The 15,176-nt window shown below is 67.9% G+C and carries 12 protein-coding genes; 6 read left to right on the top strand and 6 right to left on the bottom strand.

The annotated features are described in order from the left end of the window. Positions 1–27: 27 nt before the first annotated feature. The 3 genes from FG99_RS02610 to FG99_RS02600 all read right to left on the bottom strand — a co-directional run bounded on the left by FG99_RS02610 (position 28) and on the right by FG99_RS02600 (position 3,515). On the bottom strand, positions 28–438 hold the full coding sequence (locus tag FG99_RS02610; protein ID WP_043267118.1) for a PA2817 family protein: 411 nt from the start codon (positions 436–438) through the stop codon (positions 28–30). 78 nt (positions 439–516) lie between these two features. Next, entirely contained in the window at positions 517–933 is a 417-nt protein-coding gene (locus tag FG99_RS02605) for a PA2816 family glutamine-rich protein (protein WP_043267117.1), read from the bottom strand. Positions 934–1,076: 143 nt separating this feature from the next. Then, positions 1,077–3,515 carry an acyl-CoA dehydrogenase gene (locus FG99_RS02600; protein WP_043267115.1) on the bottom strand — a complete coding sequence of 813 codons (2,439 nt, stop codon included), beginning with the start codon at positions 3,513–3,515 and terminating at the stop codon, positions 1,077–1,079. A gap of 145 nt (positions 3,516–3,660) precedes the next feature. Here FG99_RS02600 and FG99_RS02595 point away from each other — a divergent pair, with 145 nt between their 5' ends. From FG99_RS02595 to FG99_RS02580, 4 genes are all read left to right on the top strand, one after another. After that, entirely contained in the window at positions 3,661–4,332 is a 672-nt protein-coding gene (locus tag FG99_RS02595; RefSeq protein WP_043267113.1) for a transglutaminase-like domain-containing protein, read from the top strand. A gap of 115 nt (positions 4,333–4,447) precedes the next feature. Continuing rightward, positions 4,448–5,068 (top strand): glutathione S-transferase family protein, encoded by a 621-nt coding sequence (locus FG99_RS02590; protein WP_009618939.1) that lies wholly within the window; start codon positions 4,448–4,450, stop codon positions 5,066–5,068. A 93-nt stretch (positions 5,069–5,161) separates the two neighbouring features. Next, the gene (locus FG99_RS02585) at positions 5,162–6,094 is read left to right on the top strand and encodes an ABC transporter ATP-binding protein (protein ID WP_009618940.1); all 933 of its coding nucleotides are present in this window, start codon (positions 5,162–5,164) and stop codon (positions 6,092–6,094) included. Continuing rightward, complete coding sequence (locus FG99_RS02580; protein ID WP_009618941.1) at positions 6,091–6,867, top strand: ABC transporter permease; 777 nt, start codon at positions 6,091–6,093, stop codon at positions 6,865–6,867. Before FG99_RS02585 ends, FG99_RS02580 begins: the two co-directional genes overlap by 4 nt. A gap of 337 nt (positions 6,868–7,204) precedes the next feature. Here the strand turns inward: FG99_RS02580 and FG99_RS02575 are convergent, their stop codons facing one another. After that, on the bottom strand, positions 7,205–9,250 hold the full coding sequence (locus FG99_RS02575) for a TonB-dependent receptor (RefSeq protein WP_043267111.1): 2,046 nt from the start codon (positions 9,248–9,250) through the stop codon (positions 7,205–7,207). A 622-nt stretch (positions 9,251–9,872) separates the two neighbouring features. Here FG99_RS02575 and putP point away from each other — a divergent pair. Continuing rightward, complete coding sequence (putP, locus tag FG99_RS02570; protein ID WP_009618943.1) at positions 9,873–11,390, top strand: sodium/proline symporter PutP; 1,518 nt, start codon at positions 9,873–9,875, stop codon at positions 11,388–11,390. A gap of 51 nt (positions 11,391–11,441) precedes the next feature. Here putP and FG99_RS02565 read toward each other — a convergent pair whose 3' ends face one another. Continuing rightward, a complete protein-coding gene (locus FG99_RS02565) occupies positions 11,442–12,632 on the bottom strand; it encodes a sugar transporter (RefSeq protein ID WP_043267108.1) in 1,191 nt (396 codons plus the stop codon). Positions 12,633–12,866: 234 nt separating this feature from the next. On the opposite strand from FG99_RS02565, the gene FG99_RS02560 reads away from it, so the two are divergent. Then, on the top strand, positions 12,867–13,091 hold the full coding sequence (locus FG99_RS02560; protein ID WP_043267106.1) for a VF530 family protein: 225 nt from the start codon (positions 12,867–12,869) through the stop codon (positions 13,089–13,091). Between the two features lie 813 nt (positions 13,092–13,904). Here the strand turns inward: FG99_RS02560 and FG99_RS02555 are convergent. Further along, the gene (locus tag FG99_RS02555; protein ID WP_081884568.1) at positions 13,905–14,990 is read right to left on the bottom strand and encodes an IS110 family RNA-guided transposase; all 1,086 of its coding nucleotides are present in this window, start codon (positions 14,988–14,990) and stop codon (positions 13,905–13,907) included. Positions 14,991–15,176 lie beyond the last annotated feature (186 nt).

Genomic DNA, 15,176 nt, shown 5'->3' with positions numbered 1-15,176 from the left:
TGTCCCCGTATCCGCGATTGCGCCGGCTCAATGCTTGGCCGAGTCTTCCGGCAGCGCCAGCAAAGCCTTTTCCTTGTTCCAGTCGAAGGGCTCGCCGTTTTCCTCGGCGGCGAAGCGGCGTTCGTCCAGTTGCTGGTACAGGTCGATCTCTTCGTCGGGCATGAAGTGCAGGCAGTCGCCGCCGAAGAACCACAGCAGGTCGCGCGGCACCAGGTGGGCGATCTGCGGGTAGCGGTGGAAGGTCTGGGAAATCAGGTCCTGGCCCAGGTACTGGGCGCCCACCGGGTCGCGCGGCAGTTCCTGCAGCAGTTCGTCGAAGCGTTCGAGGAACAGGCCGTGGTTCTCCTCCGGGACCTGCTCGGCTTCGCCCAGGGCGCCGAGGATCATGCGCAGGTGCTGCAGCAGGGCGAGGTGGTGGTCAAGGTAGGCGCTGGCCATGGTGGGGTCCTCTGCGGAAACGGCTGAAACGGGGGCGGAGTATATAGGGGTTTCACCGGCCCCGCCGCGCGGCGCCGTTCAGCGCAGCGGCCGCGACTGCGTCTGCCGGCGCTGGTTGTCGATCATCCGCCGCTGCATGTCGAGCTGCTGCTGTTGTTGCTGCAGGCGGAACTGCTGCAGGTCGGTGCGCTGGCGCTCGATGGTCTGGTCCTGCAGGCGCTGTTGCTGGCGCTGGCGCTCCAGGGCCTGCTGCTGGTCCTTGAGCTGTTGCTGCTTGAGCTGCAGGCGCTGGTCTTCGTACTGCAGGCGCTGGTCCTGCTGCTGCGCGCGGCGCTGTTCGGCCTGGCGCTGCAGGTTGTCGATCTGCTGCTGTTGCGCGTCCAGGTCGACCAGCGGCGCCGGTGGCGGGCTGTTGCGGCTGGGGTAGAGCCAGGAATCGGCCTGCGCCGTGGTTGCCAGGGCCAGGCCGACGAGAAGGATGGGCAGGATGCGCATGGGCGTTCTCCCGGTTGCCTTTGCCTGCCAGTGTGCACCCATCCGCCGGCACTGGCAGCCCCCGGGGCGAAAACGCCAAGGGCGCCGTGTCGGCGCCCTTGGCGTACTGCTCCCTTCATGGGGTAGGGAAGGGTTCTGGCTGGTCAGACCTTGCCGGGCTGGCCGAGTTCCTCCTTGGCGAAGTCGTCGACGTCGATCACCTGGCGCCGGGCCTTCTCCGCGGCGTGCAGCTGCTGGCCCTGGTCTTCGTCCAGCACACGCGCGGCCACCGCGGCGTCGATCGGCGACTGGCCGGGCACCGGGCGCACCTTGCCTTCCTTGAGCGCCTTGTGCAGCTGTTTCTGCAGGGGCGCTACCTCGCGCAGGGCGGTGAAGGCGCGCTCCAGGTCGGCCAGCGGGTCGTCTTGCGCCGTGGGCAGGAAGGCGCCGTAGAGGATCGCCTGCAGCGCCGGGTCGTCCAGCGGGCGGCCGAGGATGCCGGCGATCTCCGCGTCCAGCGCATCGCTCGGGCCCTTGTGGCGGCGGCCCAGGGGGAACACCAGGAGCTTGAGCAGGCAGCCGACGCAGCGGTTGGGGAAGTTCTCCAGCAGGGCGGCCAGGGCTTCCTCGGCCTTCGCCAGGTTCTCCTCCAGGGCCCAGCGCAGCAGCGGTTGCAGGTGCTCGGCGTGGTTCAGGTCGTGGTAGCGCTTGAGCGCCGCCGAGGCCAGGTAGAGGTGGCTGAGGGCATCGCCCAGGCGCGCCGAGAGGCGTTCCTTGCGCTTCAGTTCGCCGCCCAGCAGCATCATGCTGAAGTCGGCGAGCATGGCGAAGCTGGCCGCCAGGCGGTTCACCGCGCGGAAGTAGGGGCGCGTCAGGCGGTCGCCGGGCACGTGGTCGAAGCGGCCGAAGCCCAGGCCCAGCAGCAGGCTGCTGGCGGCGTTGCTCACCGCGAAGCCGATGTGCCGCAGCAGCAGGCGGTCGAACTCGTGGGCGGCGTGGGCCTGGTCTTCCTGCTGGGCCAGGGCCATCTCCCTGAGCACGAAGGGATGGCAGCGGATGGCACCCTGGCCGAAGATCATCAGGTTGCGCGAGAGGATGTTGGCGCCTTCCACGGTGATGAAGATCGGCGCCGTCTGCCAGGCGCGGCCCAGGTAGTTGCGCGGGCCGAGGATGATGCCCTTGCCGCCGTGGATGTCCATGGCGTGGCTGATGCATTCGCGGCCGCGCTCGGTGAGGTGGTACTTGAGGATGGCCGACAGGACCGAGGGCTTCTCGCCCAGGTCCACCGCGTGGGCGGTGAGGATGCGCGCGCAGTCCATCATCCAGGCGTTGCCGCCGATGCGCCCGAGGGCTTCCTGGATGCCCTCGAAGGCGCCGATGGGCACGTTGAACTGCTCGCGGATCTGCGCGTAGCGCGCGCTGCTGTAGCTGCAGCCCTTGGCCGCGCTGGTGCCCACCGCCGGCAGGGAGATGGAGCGGCCCACCGACAGGCAGTTCATCAGCATCATCCAGCCTTTGCCGATCATCGCCTGGCCGCCGATGATGCAGTCCAGCGGCAGGAACACGTCCTTGCCCGAGTTCGGCCCGTTCATGAAGGCCGCGCCCAGGGGCACGTGGCGCCGGCCGATCTCCACCCCGGGGGTGTCGGTGGGCACCAGGGCCAGAGTGATGCCCAGGTCTTCCTCGCCGCCCAGCAGGTGGTCCGGGTCGTGGCACTTGAAGGCCAGGCCGAGCAGGGTGGCCACCGGGCCCAGGGTGATGTAGCGCTTCTCCCAGGTCAGGCGCAGGCCGAGCACTTCCTCGCCCTGCCACTGGCCCTTGCAGACGATGCCGATGTCGGTCATGCCGCCGGCGTCGGAGCCGGCCTGCGGGCTGGTCAGGCCGAAGCAGGGGATTTCCTCGCCGCGCGCCAGGCCCGGCAGGTAGCGCTGGCGCTGCTCGTCGGTGCCGTAGTGCAGCAGCAGCTCGGCCGGGCCCAGGGAGTTGGGCACCATCACGGTGGAGGCCAGGTCGCCGCTGCGGCTGGCCAGCTTCATCACCACCTGGGAGTGGGCGAAGGCGGAGAAGCCCTTGCCGCCGTATTCCCTGGGGATGATCAGGCCGAAGAAGCCCTGTTCCTTGATGAAGGCCCAGGCCTCGGGCGGCAGGTCCATGCGCCGGGAAATGTCCCAGTCGTCGACCATGGCGCAGAGCTGTTCGGTGGGGCCGTCGATGAAGGCCTGTTCCTCCTCGCTCAGCTGCGGCGCCGGGGCGCCCAGCAGCTTGCTCCAGTCCGGGCGGCCGCTGAACAGGTCGCCGTCCCACCACACGGTGCCGGCCTCGATGGCCTCGCGCTCGGTGTCGGACATCGGCGGCAGCACCTGTTTGAACCAGGCGTACAGCGGGCCGCTGAACAGCTTGCGGCGCAGGTCGGGCAGGGCCAGGGCGGCGGCCACCGCCAGCCAGGGCAGCCAGAGCAGGATCATCCAGCCGTGGGCGTGGCTGAACAGGCCCATGAAGATGAGATAGACGGCGACTATGCCCAGCGCCGGGGCCGGCGCCACGCGCCGGTGGGCCAGCCAGGCGACGCCGAGCACGAGAACGATCAACCAGAGCAACGACATGCACTTTCCTCCATGACGAACGACGGGGCGATCCCTCACAGCTTAGCCGGGTGTTGGCGCCTTCCTCGGCGAGCTTGGCCGGATCGTCCTCCACGGTGCGCGGACGGGCTGTTTAGACTGGCTGGAACCGTGAAGGAGATTCCCCATGCAGGCTTACCTCGAACCCGGCCGCTACCTGGATAGTGACCACCCCGCGGTGATCGAGTTCGCCCAAAGGCACCGTGGCGACTCGCCGCAGCCGCGCGAGCAGGCGGTGGCGCTGTACTACGCGGTGCGCGACGGCATCCGCTACAACCCCTATGTGTTCAGCCTCGATGCGCAGACGCTCAAGGCCAGCCACGCGCTGCAGGCCGGGCAGTCCTACTGCGTGCCCAAGGCCGCGCTGCTGGCGGCATGCGCCCGGCATTGCGGCATCCCCGCGCGCATCGGCCTGGCCGACGTGAAGAACCACCTGGCCAGCGGGCGCATGGTGGAGATGCTGCGCAGCGAGGTGTTCGCCATGCACGGCTACACCGAGCTGTTCCTCGACGGCCGCTGGGTCAAGGCCACGCCGGCCTTCAACCGCGAGCTGTGCGAGGCCTTCGGCGTGCTGCCGCTGGAATTCGACGGGCGCCAGGACAGCGTCTTCCACGAATTCGACCAGGGCGGCCGGCGGCACATGGAGTACCTGTGCGACCACGGCCAGTTCGCCGACGTCCCCGAGGACCTGTTCTTCGGCCATCTGCGGGCCTGCTACCCGCACCTGTTCGACGCCGGCCCCACGCCGCTATCCGGCGACATGCAGGCCGAAGCGCCGAAGCATGAAGGCAATCGATAGTCATCATCAGTCCGCACGCCTTTCTTCTTGCCGCGCCGACCGGTAGGGTGCTTGGATTCACCGGCCGACCTGCCGCGGCCGCGTTCACCCGCCAAACAAGAAGAGGCTGCACGCCATGCTGAAAATCTGGGGCCGCAAGAATTCCTCCAACGTGCGCAAGGCGCTGTGGTGCGCCGAGGAGGCCGCGGTGGCCTACCAGCGCATCGACGCCGGCGGCGCCTTCGGCGTGGTGAACGAGCCGGCCTACCGCGCGCTCAACCCCAACGGCGTGGTGCCGACCCTGGAGGATGGCGACTTCGTGCTCTGGGAATCCAACGCCATCGTCCGCTACCTGGCGGCGAAGTACGCGCCCGACAGCCTCTACCCGCAGGACCTGCAGCAGCGCGCCAGCGCCGAGAAGTGGATGGACTGGACCACCTCGACCTTCGCCGGGCCCTTCCGCACGGTGTTCTGGGGTACCCTGCGCACCCCGCCGGAGCAGCGTGACGAAGCGGCCATCGCCGCCGGCATCGAGGCCTGCGTGACGGCCCTGGCGGTGCCCGAGCAGGCCCTGGGGCGCCAGCCATACTTGTCCGGCGAGCGCTTCGGCATGGGCGACATCCCCCTGGGCAGCTTCATCTACGCCTGGTTCGAGATGCCCATCCAGCGCCCGCCGATGCCGCACCTGGAGGCCTGGTATGCCCGCCTGCGCGAGCGCCCGGCCTACCGCAGCGCGGTGATGACCGAGCTGACCTGAGCCGACCGCGGCGCCGGTGAAGGTTGCAATTGCCGGCGCCGGCCCTTATCTAGCTGTTCCATTTTCATGCGCCGCCCAGCCACGGGAAATTCCATGAGTTCCGCGCTTACCCTCCGTCAACTGACGAAAACCTACGGCAACGGTTTCCAGGCCCTCAAGGGCATCGACCTGGACGTCGCCGAGGGCGATTTCTTCGCCTTGCTCGGCCCCAACGGCGCCGGCAAGTCCACCACCATCGGCATTCTTTCCACCCTGGTGAACAAGACCAGCGGCACGGTCACGGTGTTCGGCCACGACCTCGACCGCGAGCCGCTGAAGGTCAAGCGCTGCCTGGGCGTGGTGCCCCAGGAGTTCAACTTCAACCAGTTCGAGAAGGTCTTCGACATCGTCGTGACCCAGGCCGGCTACTACGGCATTCCGGCGAAGATCGCCAAGGAGCGCGCCGAGAAGTACCTCAACCAGCTGGGCCTGTGGGACAAGCGCAACTCGGCCTCGCGCGAGCTTTCCGGCGGCATGAAGCGCCGGCTGATGATCGCCCGCGCGCTGATCCACGAGCCGCGCCTGCTGATCCTCGACGAGCCCACCGCCGGGGTGGACATCGAGCTGCGCCGCTCGATGTGGAACTTCCTCACCGAACTGAACCAGCAGGGCATCAGCATCATCCTCACCACCCACTACCTGGAGGAGGCCGAGCAGCTCTGCCGCAACATCGCGATCATCGACCACGGCACCATCGTCGAGAACACCAGCATGCGCAAGCTGCTGACCCAGCTGCACGTGGAGACCTTCGTGCTCGACCTCAAGGGCGCCGTGGCCCAGCTCCCGCAACTGCCCGGCTACCCGGCGCGGCTGCTGGACGACCACACCCTGGAGGTGCAGGTGGACAAGGCGGCCGGCATCAACGGCCTGTTCGCCCAGCTGAACGGGCAGGGCATCGAGGTGCTGAGCCTGCGCAACAAGACCAACCGTCTGGAGGAGCTGTTCGTGTCGCTGGTCGAGAAGAACCTGTCGAAGGTGGCGGTATGAGCGAGCTGCGCGCCAACTGGGTGGCCCTGAACACCATCGTCTACCGCGAAGTCCGCCGCTTCACCCGAATCTGGCCGCAGACCCTGCTGCCCCCGGCGATCACCATGGTTCTGTACTTCGTCATCTTCGGCAACCTGATCGGCCGGCAGATCGGCGGCATGGGCGGCTTCAGCTACATGCAGTACATAGTGCCGGGGCTGATCATGATGTCGGTGATCACCAACGCCTACGGCAACGTGGTGTCGAGCTTCTTCGGCAGCAAGTTCCAGCGCTCCATCGAGGAGCTGCTGGTGTCGCCGGTGTCGCCGCACACCATCCTTCTCGGCTACACCGTGGGCGGCGTGTTGCGCGGGCTGGCGGTGGGCGTCATCGTCACGGCGCTGTCGCTGTTCTTCACCAAGCTGCAGGTGCACCACCTGGGCATCACCGTGCTGGTGGTGGTGCTGACGGCCACCATCTTCTCCATGGGCGGCTTCGTCAACGCGGTGTACGCGCGCAACTTCGACGATATCTCGATCATCCCGACCTTCGTGCTGACGCCGCTGACCTACCTGGGCGGGGTGTTCTACTCCATCCACATGCTGCCGGAGTTCTGGCAGACGGTATCGCTGGCCAACCCCATCCTGCACATGGTCAACGCCTTCCGCTACGGCATCCTCGGGGTGTCGGACATCCAGATCGGCACGGCGCTGATCTTCATGCTGGTGGCGACGGTGATCCTGTACTTCTTCTGCATCCGCCTGCTGGTGAGCGGGCGGGGGATGCGGCAGTAACGGCGCGGTTTTGCGCTTGAACGAAGGCCCCGGTTTCGTGAGGAACCGGGGCCTTCTGTTTTTGCTCGCGAACCAATGGTTCAGGACAACGCCGAACGGCCCCCTCTCCCTTGAGGGCCGGGCGTGCAGCCGAGGGCTGGGGAGAGGGAGCGGCGTCAATCCAAGACGCCGATGCCGCCGGGTAGCCCCCATCGCGGGCAGGGCCCGCTCCTACAGTTCGCGGTGAGGCACGGCATTCCCCTGTAGGAGCGGATTCATCCGCGATTGCGCCGGCAGGGCCGGCGATGGGTATCGCTTCGCTCAACCCATCCTACGAAGAGCGCCTTGCCGCGCTCCATCAGAACGCCACCTTCACCCCCGCCTCGATGCCCCGACCCGCCGCCGGCACGCTGTCGCGCAGGATCGAGCTGGCGTAGCGCACCGTCTGGTTGGTCAGGTTCTCGCCCTTGACGAAGGCCAGCCACTGGCTGCCGCCCATGTCGAACCTGTAGCCGACGCTGGCGCCCAGGGTGGTGTAGCCGTCGGTGGAGAGTTCTTCGTCCGGCACGCGGTGCTGGGAGGCTGCGTGTTCCACTTCCAGGCGCGCCTGCCATTGCTGCAGTTCCCAGATCAGCGCGCTGTTCAGGCGCAGCGGGGCGATGCGCGGCAGCGGCTGGCCGGTGTCGCGGTTCTTCGCCCGGGTGTAGTCGCCGGACAGTTCCAGGTCGAAGTTGCCGTAGGGGCTTTCCAGCAGGTGGATGCGGTCCTGCGCCTCGACGCCGTAGAACTCCGCGCGCACACCGCTGTAGAGGTATTCCGGCAGAGCCTCGTCGCTGTCGGCGGCGACCACCTCGCCTTCCTCGTCGCGGTAGCGGCCGCTGGCGAGCAGGCCGATGTAGTTGGAGAAGCGGCTGTAGAACACGCCGACGCTGCCCTTGTGGATGCCGTTGTCGAAGCGCAGGGCCAGGTCGGTGGACACCGCCTTTTCCTTGTCCGCATCGGCGTCGCCCACCTCGTAGGTGCCGGTGGCCGCGTGCGGGCCGTTGGCGTACAGCTCGTAGAAGGTCGGCGCGCGTTCGGTGTAGCTGAGGGTAGCGGCCAGCGCCCAGATCGGCGTCAACTGGTACACCGCGCCGGAGGACAGGCTGCCGGCGGTGAAGCTGCGGCTGCCGTCGTTCTCGGCGAAGCGCTCGTTGTCCTTGGCGTCGGGGTCGATGCGGCTGTGTTCGACGCGGCCGCCGAAGCTCAGCGCCAGGCGCTCGGTGGCCTGCCAGTTCTCCAGGAAGAACAGCGCCGCGCTGTCGGTTTCGGTATGCGGCACGAAGGCCTCTTCGCCCAGGGCCGAGAAGCGGCTGTTGGCCACCTGCGCGCCGACCACGCCTTCGAGCGGGCCCAGCGGCTTGTGGCGGGCCTCGATGCGCGCCTCGTAGCCGTCGTTCTTGAAGGTGGTGCCGGTCTCGCCGCCCTCGATCTCCTTGTGCTGGTACTCGGTGTAGGCGGCGTCCAGCTTCACCGAGCTGAACGGGCCTTCCAAGTCGCGGATCTCCGAGGCGAAGGCGTAGCGGTCCTGCTGCATCTTCAGGCGCACGTCGTCCTCGGCGGGGGAGCCGTAGTTGCCGTCGTAGCCGCTGTAGGAAAGCCCGGCGTAGCCGTGGTCCCAGTGGTAGCTGCCGCCGATGGCGCCGCTGTCCTGGCGGCCGTCGCTGTTCTCGACGCGGTGCCTGGAGTCGTCGCCGTCGATCGCGCGCTGGGCGCGGGAATGGGCGTAGCCGGGGATGCGCAGGTCGTTGAACTCGCGGGAGCCGGCGTCCAGGTGCAGGGCGAAGTTGCCGTCGCCGGCTTCCACCGCGCCGGCGGCGCTGCGGGTGGTGTCGGCGCCGCCGTAGCGCAGCTCGCCGCGGCCGTGGACGCCGTCCACCGCTTCGCTGGGGATGCGGTTGTCGAAGCTGTTGACCACCCCGCCGATGGCGTTGCCGCCGTAGAGCAGGGCGGCCGGGCCACGGACCACTTCGATGCGCTCGACCACGTTGGGGTCTTCCGGCACCGCGTGGTCGTAGGACAGCGACGAGGCATCCAGCGCGCCCACGCCGTTGCGCAGCAGGCGGATGCGGTCGCCGTCCATGCCGCGGATGATCGGCCGGCTGGCGCCGGGGCCGAACCAGGTGGAGGACACCCCCGGCAGGCCGTCGAGGGTCTCGCCCAGGCTGCCTTTCTGGCGCAGCGTCAGGTCGTCGCCCTGCAGCACGCTGCTGGGCGCGGCGGGTTGCACCTCACCCAGCGGGTTGGCGGTGATCACCTGGGGCTGCAGCTCGGCAGGGCGGGTGTCGGCGAGCGCGGGAACGGCAAACAGCGCGAGGGTCAGCGGCGCGAGTGGCCAGCGGGGCAGGGGGCGGGACGTGGACATCGGGGGCTCCTTGGTTTTTTCGGGCAGAACGCGCCCCTCCCGTGGCGATCCGGGCTGCGCGAAGGCTCTAGGCAGGGGCTTGGCGGGTCGCTCGGTGGGGTGGCCTTGATTTATATTGTTATAACATAACATTCCCTGTGGTTTGAAAATCAAGTGCTTTCAGATCCGAAAGTGCTAGCCGTTGGCTGTGAAGGACGGGCGTCCTGGAGTTTTTCGCAACAAGTCCAGAGCTTTTCGCAAGAATGCCGGGGCAGGGTGCCACTAGATTCCGCCATTCGTCCATCCGGGTTGCACCTTGAGTGCAACCGTTCGGCGATTCGGTGCAACAAGGGCTTTTCCTTGCGCTAGAATCCGCCGCCCGCGCGTGTCCCCGGACGTGCGCCGGGCAATGTGGCGACGGCTGCCCCGGGACGGTGAGGGGGCGCCGAAGAATCAGCCGCCCGCGTGGTGCAACCGCGACGGGTGGCGACAGGGGTGGTAGCGGAGCTTGCGCAGGGCCGCTGCCGCCCCGCCGTGCCGAAGGGCACGGCAGGGGGACCGACGCCAACCGCGCCGGCCCCGACGAGCAAGGGCCCGGATTACCCACCGGGCCTGGATAAAAACAAGCTTCAGGGGAGCCCCCATGAGCGTCAACACGCCAACACTGGTCACGTTCGTGATCTACATCGCGGCTATGGTCCTGATCGGATTCGCCGCCTACCGTTCCACCAACAACTTCTCCGACTACATCCTCGGCGGCCGCAGCCTCGGCAGCTTCGTCACGGCCCTGTCGGCCGGTGCCTCGGACATGAGCGGCTGGTTGCTGATGGGCCTGCCGGGGGCGATCTACCTCTCCGGCATCTCCGAAAGCTGGATCGCCATCGGCCTGATCGTCGGCGCCTACCTGAACTGGCTGTTCGTCGCCGGGCGCCTGCGCGTGCACACCGAGCACAACGGCAACGCGCTGACGCTCCCCGACTACTTCACCAACCGCTTCGAGGACAACAGCCGCATCCTGCGCGTGCTCTCGGCGGTGGTGATCCTGGTGTTCTTCACCATCTACTGCGCCTCGGGCATCGTCGCCGGCGCCCGCCTGTTCGAAAGCACCTTCGGCATGTCCTACGAGACCGCCCTGTGGGCCGGCGCCGCCGCGACCATCGCCTACACCTTCGTCGGCGGCTTCCTGGCGGTGAGCTGGACCGACACCGTGCAGGCCTCGCTGATGATCTTCGCGCTGATCCTCACCCCGATCATCGTGCTGTTCGCCACCGGTGGCGTGGAGCCGACCTTCGCCGCCATCGAGCTGAAGGACGCGGCCAACTTCGACATGCTCAAGGGCGCCTCCTTCATCGGCGTGATCTCGCTGATGGCCTGGGGCCTGGGCTACTTCGGCCAGCCGCACATCCTGGCGCGCTTCATGGCCGCCGACTCGGTCAAGTCGATCCCGGCCGCGCGCCGCATCTCCATGACCTGGATGATCCTCTGCCTGGGCGGCGCCGTGGCCGTGGGCTTCTTCGGCATCGCCTACTTCCAGGCCAACCCGGAGCAGGCCGGCGCGGTCACCGAGAACCATGAGCGCATCTTCATCGAGCTGGCGAAGATCCTGTTCAACCCGTGGATCGCCGGCGTGCTGCTGTCGGCCATCCTCGCCGCGGTGATGAGCACCCTGAGCTGCCAGCTGCTGGTGTGCTCCTCGGCGCTGACCGAAGACTTCTACAAGGCCTTCCTGCGCAAGAACGCCAGCCAGCTCGAGCTGGTCTGGGTCGGCCGCGCCATGGTGCTGCTGGTGGCGCTGATCGCCATCGCCCTGGCGGCCAACCCGGAAAACCGCGTGCTGGGCCTGGTGTCCTACGCCTGGGCCGGCTTCGGCGCCGCCTTCGGCCCGCTGGTGCTGTTCTCGGTGCTGTGGAAGCGCATGAACCGCAACGGCGCCCTGGCCGGCATGCTGGTCGGCGCGGTGACCGTGATCGTCTGGAAGCAGTTCGGCTGGCTCGGCCTGTACGAGATCATCCCCGGCTTCCTGTTCGCCAGCGTCGCCATCGTGGTCTTCAGCCTGCTCGGCCCGGCCCCGTCCAGGGCCATGCAGCAGCGCTTCGACGAAGCCGAGGCGGAGTACGGCGAGGCCCACCTGCCGGCCTCGGCTCCCGCCGCCGGCCGCTGATCCGCTGAGCGGTAGCCAAGGCCGCGGTCCCGCAAGGGGCCGCGGCCTTTTTCATGGGTGCCCGTTGCGCAGCGCCTCGGCATAGCGCCAGCAGGCGAACAGGCACAGCGCCAGGCCGGCCATGGCCAGGGCGCCGCCGACGTTGCCGATCTGCGCCAGGCCGATGCCGCCGACCACCCGGCTGCCGAGCAGCGCGCCGCCGCCGATGCCGACGTTGTACAGCCCGGAGAACATGGCCATGGCCACGTCGGTGGCGTCGTGGGCCAGTTGCAGCACCTTGGCCTGCAGGGCCAGGCCGAAGCACAGAATGGCGGCGCCCCAGAACAGGCTCAGGCCGAGCAGCGCCAGGGGCTCGCGGGCCAGCGGCAGGAGCAGCAGCAGGCAGCTGCCGAGCACGGCGATGGTCAGGCACGGGAAGCCGCGCGGGAAGCGTTCGCTGTAGCGGCTGAAGAGGATCGAGCCGAACAGCCCGGCGCCGCCGAACAGCAGGAGCAGCAGGGTGGTGCGCTGGCTGTCCAGGGCGGCCACTTCGCGGGCGAAGGGCTCGATGTAGCTGTAGGCGGTGAACTGCGCGGTGATCACCAGCACGGTGAGCACGTACAGCGCCACCAGCGCCGGGCGCCGCAGCAACAGCGGCAGGCTGCGCAGCGAGCCGGAGTTCTGGCTGGGCAGCAGCGGCAGCGCGCGGGCCAGCCAGAGCACCACCACCAGCGAGACGCCGGCGATGGCCAGGAAGGTCGCGCGCCAGCCCATGGCCTCGCCGAGCACGCGGCCCAGGGGAATGCCCAGGACCATCGCCAGGATGGTGCCGGTGGCCAGCAGGCCCAGGGCCTTGGCCTGCTGGCCCGGCGGCGCCACGCGCACCGCCAGGGATGCGGTGATCGACCAGAACACCGCGTGGGCGAAGGCGATGCCGAAGCGGCTGAGCATCAGCGTGGTGAAGCTCCAGGCGACGCCGGAGAGCAGGTGGCTGCCGATGAACAGGCAGAAGATCGCCACCAGCAGGCGCCGCCGCTCCATGTTGCGCGTGGCCAGCATCAGCGGCAGCGAGGTGAGCGACACCACCCAGGCGTACAGGGTGAGCATCAGCCCGGCCTGTTCCGGGCGCATGTCGAAGCTGCGGCCGATGTCGCTGAGCAGGCCCACCGGGACGAACTCGGTGGTGTTGAAGATGAAGGCGGCGATGGCCAGGGCGATGACGTTCAGCCAACTGCCGGTGCGGGTGTCTTGCGCGGTGTGCATGGGAATCCTGAGTGAGGGTGGGGCTCAGGCCGAGTCCCCCGGCCACGCGTGATGCCCCGGCGGCAAAGGGCCGGGTGCGGGCGGGCGAAGAGGAGTCGTTGTTGGTATGGGGGCTGCGGCGGTCGCGGCGGCCATTCTACGCCGCGCGCCGGGCGCCTGTCTGCGCCCGGGCTGCGCGCCTGGTGGCTTGCTGCTAAGGTGCGCGCACTTACGCACCGACGACGAAGCCCGACCATGAGTGAGAAACCCAAGGACCCGCTGCACGGCATGACCCTGCAGACCATCCTCGAACGCCTGCTGGAGCAGTACGGCTGGGAGGGGTTGGCCAAGCGCATCGACATCCGTTGCTTCAAGAGCGAGCCCAGCATCAAGTCCAGCCTGACCTTCCTGCGCCGCACGCCCTGGGCGCGGGAGCAGGTGGAGAAGCTCTACGTGCAGATGGTGCGTAGGAAGGGTTGAGCGGATGGCCCGGCCCCCGGCGACCTGTAGGAGCGGGCCCTGCCCGCGAAATCGCGCGCAGGGCGCGCTCCTACAGGGGAATGACGCGGGTGGGGCAGCGTAGGGGATCTCATCCGCGAATCGCGCCGGGGCGTCCGGCTATCGCGGACAAGGTCCGCTCCTACGGGGGGAGGAATACCGTGCCTCCCGGCAACCTGTAGGAGCGGGCCCTGCCCGCGATTTCGCGCGCAGGGCGCGCTCCTACAGGGGAATGGCGCGGGTGGGGCGGCGTAGCGGATCTCATCCGCGAATCGCGCCGGTATGTCCGGCTATCGCGGACAAGGTCCGCTCCTACGGGGGGATACCGTGCCTCCCGCGGGCCTTGCCCGCGATTCGCGCGCAGGGCGCGCTCCTACAGGGGAATGGCGCGGGTGGGGCGGCGTAGGATCTCATCCGCGAATCGCGCCGGGGCGTCCGGCTATCGCGGACAAGGTCCGCTCCTACGGGGGGCGGATACCGTGCCTCCCGGCAACCTGTAGGAGCGGGCCCTGCCCGCGATTTCGCGCGCAGGGCGCGCTCCTATGTATGGACTCACCCCCACCGTCAACCCGCTTTTGAACATGAAAACCCGACTGCATCTATGTATTAGGCCTGTTCGAGGAAGCCACGTCGGGCTTCTGGCCAACATTGGGTAAGCCCGCGGAATGCCGATTACAAAGAGGCCTCGAAGGCCGGTAGGAGCGTAGGCATCGATCCGCGACGGTCTGACCAGGGGTCAATGTTCTTCAGCAAGGGTTGGAGCGACTTGGCGCCCCGTTGGCGGGAACTCGTTGATCAGTGGCTCATTTCCATCTCCCGGCAAGCATTCGGCTTGCGCTGGTAGGTTTGTTCGCTGCACAGCAGCACCCAGGCGATACGCAGGTTGCGGTTGGCCAGTCGCACTGCCGCGCCCTTGCGCCCCAGACGTTGTAGCCAGCGCTGCAGGCGCCGATCATCCGGGTGTTCGGAATCGGGCCGCAGTTGCTTCAACACCGCATGCGAGCCTACGACCATCAGGCTGCGCACATAGGCGTCGCCACGTTTGGTCATCTTGCCCAGCCGCACCTTCTGCCCGCTGCTGTGCTGGTCGGGCACGATGCCGAAGTAGGCAGCGAACTGACGCGCATTGGCGAAACGTTCCGGCTCGACCTGTTTGGCCAGCAAGGCCGTAGCCGTGATCGGACCGATACCACGTACCGTCATCAGCCGTTTGGCTGTCGGGTCGGCGGCGGCACAGGCTTCCAGACGCCCGGTCAGCGCGGCGATACGCTCGCCCAGCCGTTTCCATTCGTTCAGCATCTCGTCGATCAGCTCGCGCAGCAGCGCCGGCAACGGCTGTCTAGCGTCTTCCAGCACCCGGGTGACACCTTGCTTCAAGCCCACATCCCCCTGCGCCAGGGCGATACCCTGCTCCAGCAGCAGCCCGCGGATCTGATTACCCATGGCGGTGCGCCGCCGCACATAGCCCCGCCGGACACGGTGCCAGGCCTGCATCGCCAGTGCCGCGACGCTCTTCACCGGCACCGACGCAATACTGCTATCCCGGCCCGCCCGCAGAATGGCGTGGGCATCATTGCGATCATTCTTCGCTCCGCTCCGGTGCTCGGCCACCCGCTGGGCCGGCAGGATACGCACCAGGTTGCCCTGCGCCTGCAGCAGCCGGGCCCAGGCTTGTGCTCCAGGACCGGTCTCCATCAGCACCGTCACGCCCTCCGGCAGCTTCTGCAGAAACACCTGAAACGCTTCACGCGACTTGATTCGCTGTTCGTATGCCAGTTGACCCTGGGCGTCTTCCCCCGCCACCTGGAAGACCTTTTTCGCCAGATCCACGGCGACTGTCGTGCACACCGATACATCGGTTGCAGACACCGGCTTATTCATCGTCGTATGCTTTTTCATGGATTCACCCTCACTGTCGGTGGCTTCTTAGACCGCCACCGTGGCGCCTCGACGCCTCGGTGAGGGTGAGTCCATCCAATTACAGGGGAATGGCGTGGCGTAGGATCTCATCCGCGAATCGCGCCGATACCTCCCGGCTATCGCGGACCATACCGGTGCACATGGCTT

It is taken from the genome of Pseudomonas sp. AAC, assembly GCF_000725445.1.
Classification (GTDB): domain Bacteria; phylum Pseudomonadota; class Gammaproteobacteria; order Pseudomonadales; family Pseudomonadaceae; genus Pseudomonas; species Pseudomonas citronellolis.
This window is presented reverse-complemented; position numbering and strand designations above follow the sequence as displayed.